The organism is Desulfosudis oleivorans Hxd3, from assembly GCF_000018405.1.
Lineage (GTDB): Bacteria > Desulfobacterota > Desulfobacteria > Desulfobacterales > Desulfosudaceae > Desulfosudis > Desulfosudis oleivorans.
In genome coordinates, this window is the sequence record NC_009943.1 from 2248075 (window position 1) to 2271173 (window position 23099).

17 protein-coding genes and 1 riboswitch are annotated in these 23099 nt (G+C 55.1%); of the genes, 10 read left to right on the top strand and 7 right to left on the bottom strand.

Annotated elements, in window-relative coordinates; translation table 11 throughout:
* Window positions 1-363 precede the first annotated feature (363 nt).
* Window positions 364-552, top strand: a riboswitch (cobalamin riboswitch).
* Window positions 553-677: 125 nt separating this feature from the next.
* The 5 genes from DOLE_RS09555 to DOLE_RS09575 all read left to right on the top strand — a co-directional run bounded on the left by DOLE_RS09555 (window position 678) and on the right by DOLE_RS09575 (window position 6953).
* On the top strand, window positions 678-938 hold the full coding sequence (locus tag DOLE_RS09555; RefSeq protein WP_012175275.1) for a hypothetical protein: 261 nt from the start codon (window positions 678-680) through the stop codon (window positions 936-938).
* Between the two features lie 13 nt (window positions 939-951).
* A complete protein-coding gene (locus DOLE_RS09560; protein ID WP_012175276.1) occupies window positions 952-3012 on the top strand; it encodes a TonB-dependent receptor in 2061 nt (686 codons plus the stop codon).
* Window positions 3013-3325: 313 nt separating this feature from the next.
* Window positions 3326-4597, top strand: a complete 1272-nt coding sequence (locus DOLE_RS09565) for an acyl-CoA dehydrogenase family protein (protein WP_012175277.1) — start codon at window positions 3326-3328, stop codon at window positions 4595-4597.
* A 184-nt stretch (window positions 4598-4781) separates the two neighbouring features.
* Window positions 4782-5777, top strand: coding sequence for an IS110 family transposase (locus DOLE_RS09570; protein WP_012174904.1), 996 nt, complete (start codon window positions 4782-4784; stop codon window positions 5775-5777).
* 558 nt (window positions 5778-6335) lie between these two features.
* Entirely contained in the window at window positions 6336-6953 is a 618-nt protein-coding gene (locus tag DOLE_RS09575; RefSeq protein ID WP_012175278.1) for a TetR/AcrR family transcriptional regulator, read from the top strand.
* A gap of 11 nt (window positions 6954-6964) precedes the next feature.
* Here DOLE_RS09575 and DOLE_RS09580 read toward each other — a convergent pair whose 3' ends face one another.
* Genes DOLE_RS09580 through DOLE_RS09595 form a run of 4 tightly spaced genes read right to left on the bottom strand, consistent with a single transcriptional unit; the run spans window position 6965 to window position 11128 of the window.
* A complete protein-coding gene (locus DOLE_RS09580; RefSeq protein ID WP_041280483.1) occupies window positions 6965-7186 on the bottom strand; it encodes a hypothetical protein in 222 nt (73 codons plus the stop codon).
* Between the two features lie 51 nt (window positions 7187-7237).
* The gene (locus DOLE_RS09585) at window positions 7238-7546 is read right to left on the bottom strand and encodes a hypothetical protein (protein WP_012175280.1); all 309 of its coding nucleotides are present in this window, start codon (window positions 7544-7546) and stop codon (window positions 7238-7240) included.
* A 30-nt stretch (window positions 7547-7576) separates the two neighbouring features.
* On the bottom strand, window positions 7577-10177 hold the full coding sequence (locus DOLE_RS09590) for a PEP/pyruvate-binding domain-containing protein (RefSeq protein WP_012175281.1): 2601 nt from the start codon (window positions 10175-10177) through the stop codon (window positions 7577-7579).
* An 18-nt stretch (window positions 10178-10195) separates the two neighbouring features.
* Entirely contained in the window at window positions 10196-11128 is a 933-nt protein-coding gene (locus DOLE_RS09595; protein ID WP_012175282.1) for a universal stress protein, read from the bottom strand.
* 226 nt (window positions 11129-11354) lie between these two features.
* On the opposite strand from DOLE_RS09595, the gene DOLE_RS09600 reads away from it, so the two are divergent.
* The 4 genes from DOLE_RS09600 to DOLE_RS09615 all read left to right on the top strand — a co-directional run bounded on the left by DOLE_RS09600 (window position 11355) and on the right by DOLE_RS09615 (window position 17193).
* Window positions 11355-11576 carry a hypothetical protein gene (locus DOLE_RS09600; RefSeq protein ID WP_041281028.1) on the top strand — a complete coding sequence of 74 codons (222 nt, stop codon included), beginning with the start codon at window positions 11355-11357 and terminating at the stop codon, window positions 11574-11576.
* 11 nt (window positions 11577-11587) lie between these two features.
* Window positions 11588-13750, top strand: coding sequence for a glycosyltransferase family 2 protein (locus DOLE_RS09605; RefSeq protein ID WP_012175284.1), 2163 nt, complete (start codon window positions 11588-11590; stop codon window positions 13748-13750).
* 139 nt (window positions 13751-13889) lie between these two features.
* Entirely contained in the window at window positions 13890-15365 is a 1476-nt protein-coding gene (locus tag DOLE_RS09610) for an ArnT family glycosyltransferase (RefSeq protein WP_012175285.1), read from the top strand.
* Window positions 15366-15417: 52 nt separating this feature from the next.
* Complete coding sequence (locus DOLE_RS09615; protein WP_012175286.1) at window positions 15418-17193, top strand: alkyl/aryl-sulfatase; 1776 nt, start codon at window positions 15418-15420, stop codon at window positions 17191-17193.
* Between the two features lie 128 nt (window positions 17194-17321).
* Here the strand turns inward: DOLE_RS09615 and DOLE_RS09620 are convergent, their stop codons facing one another.
* From DOLE_RS09620 to DOLE_RS09630, 3 genes are all read right to left on the bottom strand, one after another.
* On the bottom strand, window positions 17322-18197 hold the full coding sequence (locus tag DOLE_RS09620) for a glycosyltransferase family protein (protein ID WP_153304407.1): 876 nt from the start codon (window positions 18195-18197) through the stop codon (window positions 17322-17324).
* Window positions 18198-18205: 8 nt separating this feature from the next.
* Window positions 18206-19174, bottom strand: a complete 969-nt coding sequence (locus DOLE_RS09625) for a transposase (protein WP_041280485.1) — start codon at window positions 19172-19174, stop codon at window positions 18206-18208.
* 193 nt (window positions 19175-19367) lie between these two features.
* Window positions 19368-21461 carry a radical SAM protein gene (locus DOLE_RS09630; protein ID WP_012175289.1) on the bottom strand — a complete coding sequence of 698 codons (2094 nt, stop codon included), beginning with the start codon at window positions 21459-21461 and terminating at the stop codon, window positions 19368-19370.
* 422 nt (window positions 21462-21883) lie between these two features.
* Here DOLE_RS09630 and DOLE_RS09635 point away from each other — a divergent pair, with 422 nt between their 5' ends.
* Entirely contained in the window at window positions 21884-22972 is a 1089-nt protein-coding gene (locus tag DOLE_RS09635; protein WP_012175290.1) for a 4Fe-4S binding protein, read from the top strand.
* Window positions 22973-23099 lie beyond the last annotated feature (127 nt).

Consider the following 23099-nt stretch of genomic DNA (forward strand, 5'->3'; position numbering starts at 1 on the left):
CCGGGTCAAGCCCGAGGGTGACGGCATCAAGAATGATGAATACGTAGGCGTTATTGCCGGGCTTAGTTCGGCCTGGCTCCTCTGGCCTGTCCGGCCGCATACCGAATCGTCATTGCCGGGCTTGACCCGGCAATCCAGTGTAAAATTGATCTGGTTCCTTATTGATGCGGAATTGGATCAATCTTGGTCTGGACCCCCGGGTCAAGCCCGAGGGTGACGGCCCACGTACCCGTCATTACCTGATTTACCGCCCACGCACCCGTCATTACCCGTCCATTTCAACAGTAATTGCGAGGCTTCACGGCTTTTCTTCCGCCACCCCCTGCTTTTCTCCTTGACAACCGTTTTCCCCTTGGCTAAAAATCAAAATGGTTCTGTTCAGGTTCTTGTGTGAAGATGAAAAGGGAACCCCGTGAAAATCGGGGACGGGCCCGCCGCTGTGATCGGGTACGAAATCCGCAACATGTCACTGTTCCGGCATAAGGGAATGGGAAGGCGCGGAGATTAGGTCAATCCGAGAGTCAGAAGACCTGCCTGAGCAACAGCCTGCCCTTGCGTGGCAACGGGGCACGTGCGATCGTTCGCGGATAAAAAAGGGAAATCCCGGATCGAAACAACTTGTTTTGGTCCGGGATTTTTTTTTGCCCGGACCCCAAATGAAAAGGAGGTGATGTCATTTGAGGACCGGGGTTATTGTATACCTGATGGGGGAGAACCCAGACCCGGACAACGAGCCGGCCATCATTGCCGCGGTGAAAAAATCCCACAATGCCGACCAGGTGGAGGTGGTCTCCCAGGGCCAGAAACATTTTGACGTGATGGATGCCTGGTGGAAACTGACCGCCCGGGGCATGCAGCGGTTTATCTGCCTGCTGGCTGTGGATAAACCCACTACCACAAAGGTTTTACCCAGACCATGTTTGAGAATCATTAAATAACCAAGGAGGAGAAATGAAACTTGCAATTCGTACCCTGCTTTTGACGGGTTGTATAATTTACTGTGGTGCCGCCGTGGCTGTTCAGGCGGATGAACAAAAGGCCCAGGCCACGGCCATGCTGGATGAGATCGTGGTGACGGCCACCAAGACCGAGGAGACCCGGAAAGATGTACCGAATGCCGTAATCGTTATCGACCAGGCCGCTATTGAAGCCTCCACCGCCGACACGGTGGGGGAGCTGCTGGCCAATGAGCCGGGCGTTGATTTCCGGACCCGGGGCGACTACGGCGGCGCGGCCCAGTCCCTTAACATCCGGGGCATGAGCGACACAGAGGTCCAGGTCATGGTCAACGGCGTTTCCGCCAACTCCCCTTCCCTGGGATCGGCGGATATCGGCACCATTCCTTTGAGCAGCATCGAGAGAATCGAGATCGTAAAGGGATCAGGCTCCATGCTGCACGGTTCCGGGGCCATGGCCGGGGCGGTCAACATTATCACCAAGCGGCCGAAACGGGATCGCATGGACGCAAAGGCCTCGGCCGGTTACGGCACGGACAACACCTACCAGCTTGCCGCCGAGCACGGGCAGTACATCGGCGACTTCGGCTACTATCTTACTGCCGGGCAGCAGGAGACCGACGGCCGGCGGGACAACGGCGACATGGAGCAGCAGGACGCCTCCCTGGCCCTGGTTTTAGACAGGGATGACCTTCTGAATGTCACCCTGAACGGCAGCGTGGTGGACCGGGAGTTCGGCGTGCCGGGCGTCAAGCCGCCGGCCGGCACCGGCACCCATTACGTGGGCGGCGTGGCGTTTTACAACGCGGATTCGGCCAGCCTGGTGGATAACGGCAGCGACACCACCTACCAGGCATCCCTGGAGATTAAAAGCCGGCCGACCGACTGGCTGGCCGTCAACCTGAAGCCTTTTTACAGTGACCTGGAGAACTACCACTCTACCCGGTACAACGACACCTCCTGGGGCCACCTGGCCGGCGAGGGGTACAAAACCTGGGTTTACAACACGGTAAAAGGAATTGACGGTCATGTGGCCCTGGATCCGGTCGACGGCCTCACCCTGCTGCTGGGCGGTGACTACAAAGATTATGAGTGGGAGACCGAGCAGTCTTTTCTGGATGTCAGCGGCGCGTTCAACCCTGCCATTCCCGTGGCCACCAACGATGCCAAGCTCTTTACCAAAAGCTGTTTCGGAGAGGTGCAGTACCGGCCCAGCCAGTATGTCAAGTTGCTGGCCGGTGTGCGGGAGGAGAACCACTCCACCTTTGGCCGGGAAACCCTGCCCCGCTATGGCCTGGTGTTCAACCCCACCGGCAGCACCGCGGTCAAGTTCAGCCACGGCAAGCATTTCAAGGCTCCCACGCCCAATGACCTGTTCTGGCCGGAAGATGATTTTACCCGGGGCAACCCCACCCTCAAACCCCAGACCGGGTGGCACACCGACGTGACCATTGAACAGGGCCTTTGCCAAAACGCCCTGCTGGTGACTGCCTCGGCCTTTACCTGGGACATTGACGACAAGATCGACTGGGCACCCAACCCGGCATTTCCCGGCCCCTATGGTGACAAGTGGACCCCCACCAACGTGAACTCCAGCCGGGGACACGGCTGGGAGGCGGGCCTTCGGATTCAGCCGGAGGAGCACTGGGCCGCCGACATCAGCTACACCTACACCTCGGCCACAGACACGCTTCAGTTTGTGGAGCGGACGGCCCAGTACCTGGCAAACCACCGGGCCAAAATCGGCGGGTCTTACCGGTTCGGCTTCGGCCTGACCACGGCCCTGACCTGCCGGTACGTGGGCACCCGGGATTTTTACCGCAGCAGCTACGACAGCCTGCCCACCGACCGGCTTGACTCCTATATCACGGTGGACCTGAAAGCCGAGCAGCGGCTGGCCGGCCACTGGATTCTCACCCTGCGGGCCGACAACCTGATCGACGAGGAATATGACACCTATGTGGGCACCTTTACCGACAGCGCCGGCGCCATGCAGTACGGCCGGTTCCCCGGCGGCGGCAGCTCATATTTTGCCAGCGTTGGATATGAATATTAACCCGGGTTAGTTCCTCCCCACGCCTTTTTAGCGAAGGGGCTCTTTTGTAAAGGCCACCTCTAAAAGGAAAGGCCCGCATGGTGCGGGCCTTTTCCTTTCTTTTTCCCCATCCAAATCGCTGGTGGAATCAGAATCGGCGACGCTCTTGTTCGATACCGATTTCGATCCCGATCCCGATCCCGATCCCGATTTCGATTTAATCTGGCGACTTTTTTCTTGACAGACATGAGCATTGTTCATAATGTAGAGCAAAGCTCATATCCGGTTGTTACAACCTTTTTAATTTTCGGGCACCCTGCCCGAAGGAGGCGCCATGTACGACTTTCTGCTGACCCCGGAAGAACGGGAACTTAAAAAAGAGGCCAGGGCCTTTGTGCGCGAAGAGATCTCCAGCGATTTTCTGCGCGCCATGGACAAAAATGAAATCACCTACCCCCGGGAGTTTGTGGAAAAGCTGGCCGAACGGAATCTCATCGGGGTCAGGTTTCCCAAGGCGTACGGGGGCCGGGGCCTGGGATGGACCGCCGAGATCGCGGTGCTTGAAGAGATCGGGTGCCTGGGCATTGCCCTGGGGTGCGCCTACTCCATGCCCTCCATCGTGGGCGAGGCCCTTCACGTGTTCGGTACCGAAGAGCAGAAGCAGAAATACCTGGTGCCCTACCTCCAGGGAAAATTGATTGCGGCAGAGGCCCTGACCGAGCCCAGGGGCGGGTCCGACTTTTTCGGCGCCATGACCCGGGCCGACCTGGAAGGGGACCACTTTATTTTAAACGGCCAGAAACGCTTTGTGGTGGGGGCCGAAGGGGCCGACTTTTTTATTGTCTACTGCCGTACCAACTTTGATGCCAATGCCCACAAATATGGCCGCCTCTCCCTGCTGATCGTGGACAAGGGGCCCGGTGTCGAGGTGGAATATCTCTACGGCCTGATGGGATGCCGGGGCGGCGGCACCGGCCGGCTGGTGTTTCGCGACGTCAAGGTGCCCAAAGAGAACCTGATCGGCGAGCTTCACAGCGGGGCCCTGTGCTTTCACCAGATGATGATTCCCGAACGCATGACCTCGGCCGGCGGCAGCCTCTGCGCCTGGGCGGGTTTAGACCTTGCCGTTCGCTACTCCAACCGGCGCCGGGCATTCGGCAAGGAGATTCGCAAATACCAGGCGGTCAACTTCCTGGTGGCCGACTCCATCATGCAGCTGGACGCGGCCCGGGGCCTCTGCTACATCGCGGCAAAAGCGGTGGACAACAATTACCCCAACCTGCGCCGGCTGGTAAGCGAGGCCAAGCGGTTTGCCACGGAATCGGCCTGGAAAATCGTCAACAACGCCATGCAGATCATGGGCGGCATCGGCTACACCGATGTCTACCCCATTGAGCGGGCCCTGCGGGACACCCGGCTGGCCATGATCTGGACCGGCACCAACGAGATCATGAACCTGCTGATTCAGCATGAATACTACAACGAGGTGCTGGACCCGGCCTATGACCGGCGAATGATGGAAAACGACGCCACCAACCCGGACGAGGCCGAGCGGTGCTTCTCCGATGAAGACATGATGCGGGTCCACGAGGCCGGGGGGAAATAGGATGACAAACTACCCTGTCCGTCATTACCCGGCTTGACCGGGTAATCCAGTGTGAAATTGATTTGGCTTCCGCACCCGTCATTACCCGATAAAATGAGAAAGATGGTCTCCTTTGAGGCGGCAGCCTCAATATGTTAGTGATAATGCTTTCCACAGACAAACACTAACAAGAAAGGAGACCATGATGGACGATACCATTTACAACCATTACATTGCAATAGACTGGGCAGCCAGCAATATGGCCATTGCGCGAATGACGAAAAAATCAAACAAAATAACTGTGATCGACGTACCATCGGACATTGAGGAATTGAAGCTTTATTTAGACCGGTTAAAGGGGACCAAGGTTCTGACCTTGGAGGAGACGACGACTTCTCAATGGTTGTACACGGAACTGAAGGAGAAGGTGGATAAGATCGTAGTGTGTGATCCTCACAGAAATAAGTTGTTAAACGATGGTCCTAAAAACGACAAAATTGATGCGTCAAAGTTGGTGCAATTATTGAGGGCCGGCCTCCTGAAGGAGATTTTTCATACCAACGATAATTTTTTACTTCTTCGCCGTCTCGTCAGCGGTTATGAAGATTTGGTTAAAGCGGGGGTGCGATTGAAAAATCAGCGGTACTCGTTGCTCAAAGCCTGCGGCAATCAGGAAGTTGTTGGTGAAAATGCTTTTGTGTTGGGCTGTTTAAACCGGCAGATTGGGCTTTATGAGGAAGAAAAGTCCGCTTATGAAAAAGAGTTTTTGCGTCTGGCCAAAAAATACCCGGCGATAAGGCACCAGAAGAGTTTACCGGGGATTGGGGATATTAATGCCGTCAAGGTTGTAGCACGTGTAGTATCGCCATTCCGGTTTGCGGACAAGGGGCACTACTGTAGCTACGCGGGTCTGATCAAGCATGAGAAGATAAGCGGGAAAAAGAGTTATGGTAAACGCACGCCTCGATATTGTCGTCAATTAAAAGATGTGTATAAGACCGGTGTAAGTGCGGCCATTGGCGGGAATAATCCGATTAATGATTATTATGAATATTTGGTAGCTGGGGGCGAACCCGAATATGACGCCCGACACAAAGCCTGTCGCAGGTTAGCGACGTTAAGCTTGGGGGTTTTTAAAAGCGGGGAAAAATATCAGCCTTATAAAAGGAGTCGCCAAACAGATAACGTGACCGTGAAATAACCAGGCCTGTAGACCTCTCTTGAGCCGATGGTTTCATCATACTGGATGATGGTCTGTGCAGGTGAGGGGAAAGAGCTCAAGTCAAGCCGTAAGACATCTGCTTAAGCGGATGATGCTTTGTTTACCCGATTAGCCTCCCCTCTATTCCTGGAATTTATCGTAACCCATTCTCTGCAAGCAGAGATAGAGAGTTCAGATAGGCGGATAAGGAATACTGGATAAAGCAAGACCGGAAAAACCGCGTTACGTTACCTCGGCGAAAAGACGATGGTTTAAAGGCAAGGCGGAGACCGTGAGCAAAAAACGATTTTTGTTAAGGGAGAAGTGTTTTTTGTTGACTCACTTTCTCATAGGCGGCTTGACCGGGTAATCCAGTGTGAAATTGATTTGATTCCTTATTAATTCGGTATGGGGCCAATCCTGGTCTGGATCGCCCAATCAAGTTGGGCGATGACGGGGACGGTTGGGCGATGACGGAGAGATGAGATTTGGCGATAACGCGGGGCAAGAACGGGCCATGCCGAGGGAGAGAGAGCGGACCGGAATGGAGATGAAAACATGACCACATCGACGTTGCGGGGCCTGGCGGCCCTGCGGGAAAACGAACGGGATGCCCGGCGTACACTGATCATGGATGCCGCGTGCAGCCTTTTTGCGAAAAAAGACTTCAAGCAGGTCACGGTGCGGGAGATCGCCAAACAGGCCGGGGTCGGGGTGGGCACCATCTATAACTACTACGCCAGCCTGGACGAACTTTTTTTTGATATTTTTCTAAAGCACGCCAGTGATATTCAGCAGCGCCTGTATTCACAAGCACAGCAAAAAAACGCTACCCTGCACGACCTGTGTGCTCTTTATGTCGAATATCTTTGCACCCACATCCCTTTTTACCAGATCATGAGCCACTTCATGCTGGGCGGTGACCTGATGCCTGCCGCCACTGAAAAGCTCAACCACATCATGCGGCAACTGATGGACCACCTGGAAGACACCCTGAAAAAAACCGGGCCGTGCGAGGATTCAAGAATCACGGCCCACGCCCTGTTTGCCGCGTTAAACGGCATCATGATCAGCTATGCCCGGTATCCCGGCCGCAACGACGACGAAATCCTCGCCCACACCCGGCGCCTGGCCCTTCGGATGGCCGACATTTTTGCAAAAGCCCCTGCCGGCTGACCCGCCCTGCCCTATTTGTTGATGGTGCTTGCCAGCATGTTGAAAAAAAGCATCAGTTTGAAAACCGCAAAAATGTCCACCCGCTCGGTGGATGCGTACAGACCCTCAAAATCAGTATTCAGGACCGGGTCCGGCATGGTGCCTTCATACAGCAGGTAGGTCTTCACCCATTGCAGGGCCACCTGCTCCCGGCGGGCAAACCGGTCCGGCGACAAAGCCACCAGGTCTTTCATCTCTTTGTCAGACAATCCCGCGATTCGACCGAACCGCTGATGGGCACCCACTCAGTGCCGGCAGTTGTTGGTCCGGGCCGTGACCAGCATGATCTTTTCTCGAAAGCCCGGCGCAAGGGACCGGAAAACATACACCCGCACCAGCGGGTAACTGTAGCGCAGGGTGTCCCACAGCCGGTAGATCACATGACCCAGACCCCGGTACCGCCGTTGAACGGCAACACCCGGCTTTCCGCACCGGTCCTTTTCGTAAAACAAAAAGTCATACCGTCTGCCCCCGGCAGTCTCGACAAAAGACCACACCAGTAAAATCACCGTCACCAGCAACAGTAAAACCAGAAATCCGATAATAATCTGCATTTGCACCCTTTTTGCGTCTGGAAAAAATTCTTACCCGGCCTTTGGTGCCAGGTAGCAGGCAGCCACCTGAGTGACCATGTCGGACTGAAGCACAAGGCCGGTGCCAACGGTGTCAACCACGTTGACCACATGGGAAAAGCGGGCCGCCTCCGGCACCAGGGCAGGCAGCTGATTGGGCAGGGCGTATATCCACTCCGGGTTGAACACCACCTCCGGGTCTTCCGGATAGACGGCCAGGTAAAAAATGCCGGTTTCAATCAGGTCGTGAAAAAAGTGAGTGCCAAAGGAGAGGTCGGGAATCAGGCTGCCGCTCTGGTAGCTGATCTCGGCAATGGCGGACACCTGGTTGATCTCGGCAAAGCTCACCGGCACGCCCATGGCCGGTGAATGGGTGCCCCACCGGCCCGGTCCCATCAACAGGGTGGCCTGGGCCTCCCGGTCCTTGATCAGCCGGTTGAGTTTGCCCACCAGCCGGGCCACGCTGTATTTCTCCGACATGGAAAGCGCGACATAGGGCTCCGGGTCCACCAGAATGATCCGGGAAATGGGCCGCCACACGGCTCCGCCCATAAAATTGCCGGCCACGCGAAGCACTGTGTCGCGCCGGTCAATGGTTTCGGGAATACGCCTGCCGACTGAATCGTCCAAGCCCTGGAATGGACGGCACTGGACCAGGTTGACCTGCATGGCCTGGTTTTCGGCAAAGTTGACGGTAAACTCCACGTCCACCGGGCTTTCGTAAACCGTTTCCAGCCGGGAGAGCAGCCGCCGCATGGTTGTGACAAACGGGGTCTGGGAAAGAAAGGGGTCAAAGGTCAGTATCCAGTGCGCCTTTTCCGGCCGGCCCATCTCCCGAAGCCGCTGGGCCGCCTCGGTGTCCCGAACGCCGACCAGGTCGATGCGTCCGGGCACCTCCTTTTCCAGCAGGCCTTCCAGTGAAACGGTTTCAAGCCGGTTTTCCTCCAGGTTCAGCAGGTCCACAAACCGCTGGGAAAACCGGCGAATGTCTTCGGTGCCGGCCAGGGGTTTGACCAGGGGATCGTCCATGGCCACGATTCGGGGATAATCGTTTTCCACCCGGTTTACGGCCCTTGTACCCAGGCCGAACACCAGGCGGGCCATACCGGCCCCGGGGTCCATCCCCTTCTTCCAGACAAAGGGGTTCCGGGAAAGCCCGACCCCTGCCAATTCCGGGAAAAAATAGGACTTGTGATAAGCGCCTGATACCCGCTGCACCAGAAGGGCCATCTGCTCGTCGGACCGGTCCAGGCCCCTCTGCCGCCGGTAGGCCAGGGCGTCTTCGCCCATGGTGCTTTCAAAAACGCGCAGCATCGCGCCTTCAAACTCCCTGTACCGCTTTTCCGGGGAGCCCTGGTTGACGCAGAAAAAACTGTCATACTTGCCGGCAAAGGCGCTACCGAAGGCGTCCTCCAGCAGGCTGCTGGAACGAACGATAATGGGGGACTGGCCAAAATACTCCAGCATCAGGGTGAGCCGTTCCACGATCTCGTCCGGAAAACTGCCGTGGGGAATTTTTTCTTTGAGTTCTTTTGCCCTGTCAAAATATCCTTCCCCGGTCTTGTGGGCCATAAAGGTCTGCCACCAGCCGTTCTGAACAATAAACGAGTAGAACACGTCCGACCCGATATAAAAAGAGTCGTGGTGCTCCAGAACACCTTGCCAGTCAAACCCCTCTTCCCGTGCCAGAATATTGCGGGCCAGCAGCATGCCCACCGACTTGCCGCCGATAAAGCCCGTGCCGATCATACGCTCCTTGATCTGCAACAGGTCCTCCAGCGAAAAATACTCCCGGATCAGGGCCAGCATCCGCTTGTTGCGAGTGAGCATCAGCCGGCTCAGTTGCTGCACCATGTCCTGCCGCTCCGCTGGACCGGCATCGGACTCCAGCAGGGTACGGGCCTCCATGAACAGTCGGTCCCAGTAGTCCAGATGGCGCTGGGCACCGGCCGTACTGCTGCGGGAAAGATGGGAAAACAGCCGGGTGGCCTCCACGCTGTTGATCACCGGTGCCAGGGCATCCTTTTCCTTTATATGAGGGAAAAACATGGTGGGCGAATAACGGTGTTCCACCTTGATGGGATGAACGCAGATCTGGCCCTTGTAATTATGGACATCGATCAGCACCTGGGTGGTTTCCCGAATACGGGCAATGGACTTGTAGGAGTGATGATTTCGCAGCAGGGCGAAATAGGCGATGGTATTAAGCTGAAACAGGTAGGGACAGGTGACAAAGAAAAAATCGCCGATCATCCGGTCCGTGGCCCAGAGGTGGAGCAGGTCGGAAAGGGAGTCAAACACATAGCACACATCCCGGCCTTCACGGGTGATGATGTTGTGCACCTGGACGGAAAAGGACTCAAAGCTGTTTTCCGTCTGCAGGTGGTAAACCGCCAGGTCAGGGCGCTCTTCCACAAGGGCCGTGTGGCGGCCGAACCGCATGTAGACCACCCGGTCGTTGCGGGCCAGAGCCGCGTTGACAAAGGGAGTGACCACCCGCTGGTAGTCGTCGATGCTGTCCACCTGCCACACCACGTTATCACCGGTGCGCAGGTGGTCGATGATGGCGTCCAGGCTTTCCCAGCCGGTGCTTACATGGGAAGAATAGGCCATGGCGGCATTCTTTCTGTATTAAGGAACAACCCAAACCGCGGCATTGGAAAGTTTCTGCGTGATATGGCCGGCCACCTTGCCCAGGGTGCGGCTGTTTCCCGTGCCGGTCTTGCCCACCGCCACGGTACCGAAACCGTCTTTCTTCAACTCATCCAGAATGGCCCGGCCGGCGAAAAACCGGGACTGGACGGTTTTGAACGTCACCCGGTCTTTTTCAATACCGGCCTTTGCCAGCATGGCGGCGGCCTTTTCCATGAACCCGGCCACATACTGCTGGTTTGCCGTAAGCACCGCCGCTTCCAGTTCAGCGGCCTCCAGCAGAGAGGGATCGATTTCGGTAAAATCGCCCAGCCGGGGCTCCACGTTTAAAAAGGTCAGTCGCGCGTCCGGCGCATCGGAAAAAATATGGGCCACGTGGTCCACCACCCGCAGGGACTGGGTGGAGCCGTCAATGGCAACGGCCATGTTTTGCGATTCAACCGGTCCGTCCACTATCCACACGGGAATCACCCGGGAGCCGGCCAGCAGGCCGGCGGTGACGCTGCCCAGAAACATCTCCTGAAGGCCGCCGATGCCCCGGCGGCCCACCAGAACGGCGTCATAAGACCCTTCCTGGGCCGTATTGACAATGTCTTCCGCAATACCGGAAATCCGGGGCATGGTTTTCACCTCAACCGCCCCCACAGGCACACCGGCATCGATTATGTATTGTCTGCACGCTTCCAGCAGGGCCAGGGCCGCTTCACGGTTCTTCCGGACCAGCTTGTCCAGTTCGGCCCTTGCCTGGGGCCGTTTCATGGCCTCATCCACCAGGTAGGACGAAACCGTGGGCTGCACATGAAACAGCACGAAATCGACCTCGCGAATCTCTTCCGCCAGCCGGGCCGCATACTGCATGGCATACCGGGAACAGACCGACGGGTCCACCGCCACCAGGATTTTCTTACGCATGAAATACCTCCGAAAGTTACAGCTTTTTATAACAAGTCGCCTATGGCCTGTCAAACCCGGTAATTCATGGCGAACGGCACGGACCGTCTGCTTTTTTTGCCTTTGCACTCAAGACCTGCCATAGTATAAATCTATTTGACCCGGCGAAACCGGGGAAACCGACAGATGGGACCTTATTGACCAAATGGCGCCAGCAATGATTTCAACAGAGATAAAAACTGAAGGTGTGGCAGAAAAAGAACGCATTGAACGGCGCCAACGCCGCCGCCGGACCCGGGACCGGGAGTGCCACTGCTGCGGCAGAACCACACCTTTTTCCTGGACCTGCCGGTGCGGGTTTGCCATCTGCCAGGAGTGCATGAATGAAAACGTCTGGGGCCTTTCCTGCAACGGGATCACCTGGCACTGCCCGGAGTGCGGCCAACAGAACGGGTTCGGCAACCAGTAAAGAGGCTCTTCATGTCTGACCTGTGGGTTCTTGCACCGGTTTATAACGAAGAAAAAAACCTTAGCGACTTTGTTGAAGAGTGGCTCGCGGTTCTGCGCAAGACCATGGGAGCGGACTTTACCTTCTGCCTGATCAACGATGGTTCCACCGACGGGTCACCGGACATATTAAACCGGCTTGCCGCAACCCACCCTGAACTTAAAATTATTGACAAACCGCACTCTGGCCATGGTCCGACCTGCCGAATGGGATATGAACTGGCACTGCAGGCGGAAGCCCAATGGATTTTTCAAATTGACTCTGACGGTCAGTGCGACCCGGCGTTTTTTGAGACCTTCTGGGGTTCGAGATCGCACGGGCCGGTCCATTACGGTGTTCGCCGCGCAAGGGAAGACGGCTGGATCCGCCGTTTTATCTCACGGGCACTGACGGTACTCATCTTTCTATTAAGTTTCCGGTGGGTCAGGGACGCCAATGTGCCGTACCGGCTGATGCGTCGCGATGCCCTGGAGGCAGCCCTGCGGCAGATGCCGAAAAATTTCAGAATGGTCAACGCACTGTTGGCATTGATCCAGCAGAGGCACCCGGGAATACAATGGCATGTTATCCCCTTCCACCGGAGGACGGGCCGCCAGCTTCCGGTCGACCTTCCATTTTTCCTGGGCCAGGCCGGCGCTTTCATCATCGACTATCTCTTTTGGCGCCGTCACAGAGAAAAAAAATCCCTGAAAAGAAAAGTGCTCACCGCCGGCCGGGTGTTACTGACCCTCTGGGTCGCTTATTATATTATTGCCTTTGTTGCCATTGCCCTGATCAGGGATTTCGTACTGGTAGAATACAACTGGCTGGAAGGGTTTCACATGGCGCAGGTGCATTGGCTGCTTGCGGGGAACCCTCTTTATACAGAGCCCTCACTTGAGTATGTCCCTATTCTTTATGGCCCGCTCTACGCCTATGTGTCTTCCGCCTTTGTTTTCATCTTCGGTGAGCATTACGGAACGCTTCGGCTGGTTTCCCTGCTGGCGACCCTGGGCACACAGATCATTCTTGGGTGGATGGTCTGGCGAAAAACCCGTTCCCTTCTGGGGGCGTTTGTGGCCGCGGGACTATACGCGGGCATGTATGGGGCCACCGGCTTTTATTATGACATGGCCCGGATCGACGCCCTGTATGTTTTTTTGACAACCGCGGCGGCCTGCGCCATCTGGATTGCCGCTGAAAAAGGCGGGACGGCGACATTTGCCGCGGCAGTGGCGGCCACCGGTGCCGTGCTTACAAAACAGACCGCCCTGCTTCCCGTTATCGCCCTTTGCCTGTGGAGCCTTGCCCGCCACACTCGGCAAGGACGTTTAACCGCCCTGCTCTGCCTGGGAGCCATAGGTGTAAGCCAGCTGGTGCCCGCACTGACAGGAAACTCATGGTTTTTCTATTATCTTTACAAGGTACCCTCATCACATCCACTGTCACTGGAAAATTTTTATGATTTTCTGTTTGAAACCGGAAGATATTTGAGTATCGGCCTTGTCCTGACCGGTGTTGGACTCTATCTGCTCTTTCAAAAACCCGGCAAGAAGCAGGACGCGTGGTTTTTACTTATTTTTACGTCCGCCATGTTTTTTGCGGGTCTTTTGCCGCGGTTGAAAACCGGCGGCGCTGTCAACAACCTTATGCCTGTCGCAGCAGCCATCGCTTTGTGCTGCGGTTTGACAGCGGGTATGGTCCGGTATTACAGGAACAAGGCCACGCTTGTTATTTTTTCTTTGTTGCTCTGCTTCAGTGCCCAACTGTTTTACCACCCCCAAAAAGCTCTTTTTTCTTCGGAAATCGAGTTGGGAACACAGGCAGCCATTAATGCGTTTCGCCGCCTGGAAGGTCCCGTCTTTGCACCCTGTCACCCCTACTTACCCCTGTTGGCAGGAAAAACCGGGTCCGCCTTCTGGATGCCGATCTATGACCTCTCTCAGACACAAGACGCAGCCTGGGAGATTCTGCAGGCAAAACTTTTCAACGCGCTAAGCGAGAAACGATTTCGCGCCATTGTCTTTCCAAAAACTTTTTCCGGGCAAAGTTCTTTTCCTTACCTGCTGGAAAACTATCGGCCGGCAAATTCCGATGGCGTAAACGGCATCCAGGAAGCAATCGGCAATCTTTCCATATACATGCCACGAGAGTGAACCTGAATCTGAAAAATCAAATCACCAAAACGCCCATACAAAAGGAGTTCCCATGCGAACAACAATTTCGGCACCCTGTCTGGCACCTTGCATTTTTCCTTCGATGCGACTCGTGAAACATCCGGAGTAAAGGTCTCTCGTGTCAAGTTTGGATTTGATTAGAAAAGATTACACCAAATGGCAACGCTTGGCTAACGTGCTGATGGCACTTTGTGCCGCCTATTATATTGTCGCATTTGTTGTTCTTGCATCAATACGAGCGTTTACTCTGTTTGAGTACAATGGGATAGAAGGGTTTCACTTGGCGCAGGTGCATTGGCTGCTTGCGGGGAACCCTCTTTATACAGAGCCCTCACTTGAGTATGTCCCTATTCTTTATGGCCCGCTCTACGCCTATGTGTCTTCCGCCTTTGTTTTCATCCTGGGCGAGCATTACGGGACGCTTCGGCTGGTTTCCCTGCTGGCGACCCTGGGCACACAGATCATTCTTGGGTGGATGGTCTGGCGAAAAACCCGTTCCCTGCTAGGGGCGTTTGTTGCGGCAGGACTATACGCTGGCATGTATGGGGCCACCGGCTTTTATTATGACATGGCCCGGGTCGACGCCCTGTATGTTTTTTTGACAACCGCGGCTGCCTGCGCCATCTGGGTTGCCTCTGAAAAAGGCGGGACGGCGACATTTATCGCGGCAGTGGCGGCCACCGGCGCCGTGCTTACAAAACAGACGGCCCTGCTTCCCGTTGTCGTCCTCTGCCTGTGGAGCCTTATCCTCAACACAAAAAAGACAAGGGCAACAGCCCTTCTGTGCCTAGGAAGTGTCCTGGCAAGCCAGACAATTCCAGCCTTTATGGGAAACTCGTGGTTCTACTATTATCTTTACAAGGTGCCATCCACCCACCCGCTTTTCATGAGCAATTTTTTTTCTTTTATTGATGAGTCTACACGATATCTGAGTATCGGCCTGATTCTGACCGGTGTTGTGCTGTTTCTGCTGTTAAAAAAAACAGATGGAAAGAAAAATGCATTCTTCTTTCTGCTTCTTACTCTCGCTATGCTGGTTGCGGGGCTTGTGCCCTACCTGAAAGTCGGCGGCGAAATCAATAACCTGATGCCCCTGGCGGTTGTCATTGCCCTCTGCTGTGGGCTGACGGTGGGGATGACCCGAAAATCCAAAAGTCGGTATTCACTTTTTGTCGTTTTCGCGCTACTTTGTTTTAATATTCAGATTTTTTACTTGCCATGCAAGGCTCTCCCCGCTCCAGGGGCATTAGCACAAACAAAAACAGCCATTAAGGTGTTTCGTCGACTGGAAGCCCCCATCTTTGCGCCTTTTCAGGCATATCTTCCCTTGCTGGCTGGAAAAAACGGGTCTGCCTTCTGGATGCCGACAACTGACATCTTACGCGCAAAAGACGAACTTGGGAATCTTCTGGAAGAAAAACTTCGCAGGGCATTTAAAGAAAAACGGTTTCGTTTCGTTGTTTTACCAAACAACATCCCGAGAAAAAAAGACTTTCCTTACCTGCTGAAAAACTATCGGCCAGCAAATTCCGATGGCGTAAACGGCATTCAGGAAGCAATCGGCAATCTCTCCATATATGTGCCACGAGAGTGAACCTGAATCTGAAAAATCAAATCACCAGAACGCCCATACAAAAGGAGCTCCCATGCGAACAACAACTTTCGTTTTTGCGCTTCTTGTTTTCCTGTTCCTGCTGACAGGATGCCCGTCTTCGCCCGACCCTCAAACCGGGCAGTCGCTGAAAGCCGATATTCAAGCTGACGCGTCACTTGAAGCGCATTCCGGCATCTTTAAAAAAGGCGTGGAGCAGGTCACGGAAAACGTTTTTTCCGCCATCGGCTACGGCCTGGCCAACTCCATCATGATCGAGGGCGACGACGGCCTGATCATCGTGGACACCATGGAGACCCGGGAACAGGCCCGGCTGGTGCTGGCCGAGTTTCGAAAAATATCGGCCAAACCGGTCAAGGCCATCATCTACACACATAATCACACGGACCATATTTTCGGGGCCGACGTGTTTGCCGGGGGGGGGAGTCCGGCTGTATACGCCCATCAGACCACCCACGATCTTGTCAACCGGGTGGTAGGCGAACTGCGGCCCGCCACCAACACCCGGGGCATGCGCATGTTCGGCACCTTCCTGGATGCCGACGGCCTGGTCAACGCCGGCATCGGGGCTTTTCTGGGGGTGGGCCGGGAGGCGGTCACTCTTGGATACATGCCGCCCACCGTCACATTCTCCGACCGGCTGGAGGCCACCGTGGCCGGGGTCCGCTTTGAGCTGATCCACGCGCCGGGCGAAACCGACGACCAGATCTATGTGTGGCTGCCGGACCAGCGGCTGCTGATCTGCGGGGACAACTTCTACTGGACCTTCCCCAACCTCTACACCATTCGGGGCACCCTGTTCCGCAGCCTGAAACAGTGGTACCGCAGCGTCGACATCATCCGGAACCTGCGGCCCGATCACCTGGTGCCGTGCCACACCCGGCCCCTTCACGGCGCGGACCGCATTTACGAAATTCTCACCGACTACCGTGACGCCATCCAGTTTATTCACGACCAGTCTATACGGGGCATCAACATGGGACTGACCCCGGACCAGATGGTGGAGGTCGTGACCCTGCCGCCCCACCTGGCGGATAAGCCCTATCTGCAACCCTTTTACGGCACTGTGGCATGGTCTGTGCGGGCGGTTTTCGCCGGTAACATGGGATGGTTTGACGGAGACTCGGCCAATCTGGAACCGCTTCCTCCGAAAGCCCAGGCCCGGCTCATGGCCGACCTGGCCGGTGGTGAAGCAAACCTGTGGCAGCATGCCCGGACACTGCTCAAAAACCATGAATACCAGGCGGCCCTTCAACTGTCCGGCCACCTCCTGCAACTGTCACCGGACAACACGGATTACAAAGGGCTGCGCGTCTCTGCCCTCACGGCCCTGGGAGAAAAGGCCCAGAATCCCAATGCCCGTCACTATTACCTGACCGAGGCCCTGGAAATCCGGGACGGATTCGTGGCCTTCTCCCCGGTCAAGGCCGACCCGGAAATGATCGCCCGCCTGCCGTTGGCCAACTTTTTTGAGGCTTTGGGCGTTTCACTGGACGCAAAGGCAAGCGGCGATAAAAATGTCCGTGCGGTTATAAAGTTTGCCGACGCCGGCCAGGCGTTTGAAATCCATGTTCGCCTTGGCGTGGCAGAAATTAACCAGCGGCCCATTGAGACGATAAACAACGACGATGCCGACATCATCGTGTCGGCGGACGCACAGAAGTGGAAGGAGATGCTGGCCCAGGTCCGCAGCCCGCTGTTGACCCTGCCCACGTTTGACTATGAAAAAGGCGGGTTGGTCGCTTTTGCGAAATTCATGAAGCTGTTCGAGCCGCAACCGGCCAAGTTGCCCTACGAACCCGTTCGATAGACGGTTTCCCGGCCGGAAAAAAATCAAAGGACAGGAAGTCTGGGCCCAGACCGGAGCCGCTTCGTGTCCTTTTGTTTTTTGAGATACCAACCCGGATGGATCACAAGGTAATTTAAGATGAACGCATTTTATTTCCCAATCAACCAGGGCACTTGGGTACCGTTCCAATGAAGCAGATTCGCCTCAGGCGCATCCTGACGTAATTGTTCCAATATGTCAGGATCCCAGTGGTACGGTGGTGTAAAGAGATAAGGCTTTTTAAACGCTGCGGTATGTTTGACGCATAGATTCCATTCTGTTGATGACATTACCCTGTCTTCCATGCCCGCATTCTGCACCGCCCAGATCAAAGCACCTTGATCATGCCAGGAAATCGCTTCTCGAATACGTTCGTTAACGAGAAAGCCCTGGTTAATCGGGTATTGATAGAATTCCAAAAGATTACGATCACGCTTTAAATCCCAACCGGAAACACCGCCATTTAATGTCGGCAGCAAAGGATCAAAGTCACGTTCAATGGGTAGGAGTTGATAGAGTTCGGAAGAGTTGGGGGTTTTGTGCGGGGCATTATTTTCCGGAGTAAAAACCGGGCCATCTTCCAGCATAGAAAATAACTCATTCAAACGACGCAAAACCACAATGTCACAGTCTAGCCAAAATACTTTCTGAAAAGGCGACTCAGCAATCAAATGTGGACAAATCCATAGGGGCCATTGCCGCTTACCTACTTTTCGTAAAGGACCGTTGTCCGCTTTTGCCCGAATGGTGCGAATAATCGGTATATCCGGTATGGGACGAATGATTAAATGAGGCAAATGCTTTTCAGCCCACTGGCATTGTTCCGCACTTATACCTAAATTAAAGCAAACCATGGGAAGTGGATAAACTTCCTGTATAGAATGATATAACAGTAACAGCCCGGGAAAATAATGCGCGTCGGCCAAAGTAACGATGCCTTGTCGAGGCAGTGGCAATGGGGTCAACAATGTCAACAATGGGGTCAAGTCCGCTCTTAGCTCTTTTTGATCAATTCCGCTATTCTATCTACCCGGCTGGAAAAATTACGATCCTCTGCCCTCTTTTTTTTCATCCGCTCCATGATGCTGCTTACCGTACTGTCATTGTCGATATGAAATTGTTTTCCGATATCTTTCAATGTGTCACGCCTCAACTTTCTGGTAAGATATATGGCCACATTGCGGGCATTATTTCTTTTTCCCCGCCGCATCCGCAGTATCTCCGACGCCGTCGTATCGTATGCCTTGCAAACTTCTTCCAAAATACGATCCCTATCCGGCAATAATTCGCGGCTGGAAGGCACCTCCCTGTTTATTTTTTCTTTTCCATACCTCTCCTTGATCGTATCGATAAACGCTTGCGGGCCTAAGCAAACCGGCCATTTTTTCCCATTTATTGCTTCGCTGACCTCGTCTGTCTCCTCAACCGACACCCAGTTTTTATAGTACCTCAGCCAGTTTTTTCTATTTTGCGAAAGCATGGCCAGAACAGGCGTCTTGTACAGCCAGTCCCATTTTGGGGCGATGGAAAGATACCCCTTGTGGCTGCTCCATTTGTAAGTATCAAGCGTGTCCGTCAATCCGGCGCGTATAGGGTTTCTATGAATATATCGAACGGCCTGCAACAGGTAACTGTCCGTATCGATAAGGATGGATTTATAACGCCCCCGAAAAAGCTGGCCGTCGCAATGGTGACGACTGTTGTATCTCTGAGTATAGACGCCGTTTATATGCCGCATGCTCCTTGAAATGTTTGCCTCAGGGGTCTGGACAAGCATGTGGTAATGGTTCGGCATAAGGCAGTAAGCAGCTACCCGGATGTCCCACATCTCCGAAGTCTCCTTCAACAACTCCGTAAAGGCGAGATAATCCTTATCATCCGCAAAGATTGCCTCTCCACGCCTGCCGCGATTCATCACATGGTACCATGCATACGGATATTCTATGCGAAGGGGACGTGCCATAATGTTGCTCTCATATCAAAACATTAAAATCAGGTCAAGAGCGGACTTGACCCCTTCCGCAGGTCAAGAGCGGACTTGACCCCTTCCGAGCTTGACCCCTTCCCTTCCCCGACTTCCGACTTCCCAAACTATGGGCCCAGACCGGGTCCCCTTCGTGTGCTTTTTGTTTTACGCGTTAAATCTTTTTGGAATCTCAGACGACAATTCCGGCTGCCGCAGGCTCTTTCACACCGCCCGTCACCGGTGTCTCGTGAATACCCTTGCCATGGCGCCGGATAAACGCGTCGGCCATCTTTTGCGCCACCGCTTTTGACCGGGAGCTGTTCATTTGATCGTACATGTTGAAAACCGCCTGGTACTTACGGTGAATGGCCGTGTCCGGCGGCGTGTACCGGCCCACCTGGTCAAACAGGGTTGCCAGGCGGTTTAAAAACGTGTCCGAACATTTTGTAAAAACCCGGTCATTGAAAGCAAAGGAGGCCAGCATCACCCGCTGAATGTTGCGCCTGACCATCCAGTAATTGAAGGTGGCGGCCCGGACCTCGGCGTCGTTCTCCGAGTCTTTCAGGTTCATAAACCCCTGCCACATCACCAGCAGCGACGACAGGGCCACCGGGCCGTTCTCCCGGTAAAACCCTTCCCGCATCATCTCGTCAATCTCTTCCAGCCGCCGGCCGTCAATATGGGACTCGTTGTACCCGGGAATAAACTTGTGGCCGAACTGATAATCCGAGAACCGGAACATGTGTTTGTGCAGGCCCACGATGCCGGTGATGCTGTGGGACATCACCTGCCGGGCCCCGGTGCGCAGGCTTTTCCACCACTCAAAATCCTCCCAGATATTGAGCCGGTCGTACCGGCCGCTTTTTTCGCGCTCTTTTTTCAGTTCGCTAAAAACCGACTCAACCTCTTCGGGCGTCAGGTCCGCCGATTGTCGAATCTCCTCTTTTACGAGCCCTTCGTCGGCAAACATCTGAGTGGGGCCTTCCGTGTGGTAGGGCAGGCCCGGAATAAAAGAACCGATCACCACGACACCCAGGCTCTGCAACTCGTCCACAATGCTTTTGACCATTTCCGGGGTGGCGCCGCCCCGCTTGTCAAACACGTCGCCGTGGGATTCAATGCCGATCCAGATCGAGGTGAGGCCGCCGCGCACCAGGGACTTGAAGTCACCGTCCTTTTCCCGCACATTGACCAGGCTTCGGGTATCGGAAAAGGTGCCGAAGTGAATGTTCTTGCCCGACTGCTCGATATAGCCGCAAAGCTCTTTGGCCGTATCCAGAAAATTGATCATGCCGCAGGCGGACATGACCTTTTCATCTTTCATGAAGTTTTCGTCCATCAGAAAAAAGGTGGCCTCCGGCGGATAGTCGGGCCGGGCCGCGTTTCTGTCGTACACGGTCTCCATGGGCACGAATATCTTTGCAGCGTCCTTGTACAGGTAGGTCTTTTCCCGGTTGAACATCTTGCTGGTGTTGCAGAACCCGCACTTGTTGGAGCATCCGATGGCGCTGACCAGCTTGTGGGAGTCCTTGGGCATGGTCACAAATCCCAGCCGGCCCTTGACCCACTGTTTCCATCCGGTCGACGACGTGCTGCCCGAATCGGCAATGGCCTCGGAAACCAGGGGGGTGTTGGGGTCACCGGCATCAATACCGGCCACGTCACGCAGCCAGAGGCGAATGTCATGAACCCCCTCTCCTTTGTAAAAATCAAGGCCCTTTTTCTTTTTTTCCTCCCGCTCTTCCTCCGAATCCCACAGCACGGTGCCGTCTGCCGGTGTCAGCACGCCCAGCTTTTTGCCGGACGAGGCCCCGTAGCTGCCCAGGATGATTTTGATGTCCGGCCGGGCCTTCCGTATTTCCGCGCAAAGCTTCTTGGCCTGGTAGACCCGGTTTTCGCAGCCGATGCCCATGCCCACAATGGCAATATCTGAATTCTTTTTCAGATGTTTTACGATCCACCGGTTGCTTTTCGGATACTCCATCAGAGAGATATCAAGCGTGTCGCGCAGGTTGTACTCGATCAGGCGCATCCCCATGTACGGGGTCTTGCGTGAGGGATTGAAAAGATTTTCCAGCTTCAGGGCCAGGCGAATGCGGCGCCGGTTGGTGGAAGACATATCCAGGGCGTCGAACAGCCACTCCAGAAAATGGAGGCGTGGGCCCTGGGGCAGCTGGGCGATGTTCATTTCGTAAAAGCTGGAGTCGGCTCCGGGCATGCCCACCAGCAGCATGCGGGGTTTTTTTGAAAGGGTCGGGGTTGCGGCTGTTGCTGAATCTTTCATTGTGATATCCTTTTCCCGGTCCAGAAGAGTGCCCGAAGGGTACGGGCCATTATCAGGCGTCAAACGTGTGCTCCGCCTGCCGTGACAAGTGCCTGAACCTATGAAAATCGGCGGGTTGTGTCAACGGTAATGCCGGGGGTTACAAATATTTTACAAACAGCCGCCGCCTCAATCAAAATCGGGATCGCTATCGGGATCGGGATCGGAATCGGAATCGACAAAGTGCGGCATTAACTTTTCCTTGATCTTCGTGCGCTTCGTTACCTTCGTGGTCTTCGTGTTAAAAACCGACCGGCCGATTGGATCGGCAGGGTGCTTCAACACGAAGGGAGGGCACGGAAACAACGTCGGGGGTACATTTTCGATCCCGATCCCGATAGCGATCCCGATTTCGATGACACGGAACAGTGAAAGGAATCCATATGGCAGACGACATTTACCAACAACTCGGCGAGCGGCTCAACAAAAACTTCATGCGCCTGCCCCTGGGCGAACCGGTGCTGGCGTTTCTTAAAAAGGCCTTTACCCCGGCCCAGGCCGAAATCGGGGCCGCCTTTCCCATGGGCGCTCACCCTCTGGAGGATCTGGCGAAGGCCTTAAACCGGGATCCTGACGAACTGTTTGCCGCCCTGGATGCCATGGCAGACGAAGGACTGATCTTTATTCACAGAGACGAGGCCGGCCAGAACCACTACTCCCTGCCTCCCTTTTTCCCCGGCATTGTAGAATTTCAGACCATGCGCGGGGCTGAAAACCAGCGGGAAAAAGAGATGGCGCATGCCGTCAAAAACATGATGGACTACCTGGACGAGGTGGGAAAAGAGCTGTTTGAAAAACCGGAGGTGGCCAACAAGGTGCTGCCCGCGGCCCTGCGCACTTTGCCCGTGGAAACACAGATATCTACCGATCCCACGGTGATGCCCTTTGAGCAGGTCAGCGCCATGATCGACGGTGAGACCTCCTTTGCCGCGGTCTTCTGCCACTGCCGGCAGCAGGCCAAGCTCACAGGCAATCCCTGTAAAATAGAAAACGTGCCGGAGCGCACCTGCTTTTATTTCGGAGCCGTGGCCGACTTCATGGTGGAGCGGCGCTTTGCCCGGCGCGTGTCAAAAGAGGAGTGCCTCGAGATTCTAAAACAATGCGAGGCCGCCGGCCTGGTGCACAACATCAACAACTACCTGGGCCGGTCCCTGGTGCTGTGCAACTGCTGTTCCTGCTGCTGTGATTTTCTGGCACGAATGAAAAAATACCGGGGCCTGCAAAGCGTGGCCCGGTCCAACTTTGTGGCGCGCGTAAACCCGGACAACTGCACCGGGTGCGGCACCTGCGTGGAGCATTGCCAGATGGAGGCCCTGACCCTGGATAACGACATGGTTGTGCTTCAGGAAAGCTGGTGCATTGGATGCGGCAACTGCGCGGGGGCCTGCCCTTCGGAAGCCCTGGTCATGGTCCGCCACTCGACCACGAAACCCATCGAGTTTAACTTCCCCTTCCCCGGCCTGGGGCTGTAGCGACAGGATCTGTACTTTTCTTGACGGCAAGAAAAGTACCAAAAGAACCGGCCCTGCGGCTTGGCCTTTGGCTCCCCTCGCGCAAACGGTTTTTTCAGCGCGGGCAGGAACTCGTTCGCCTACGGCG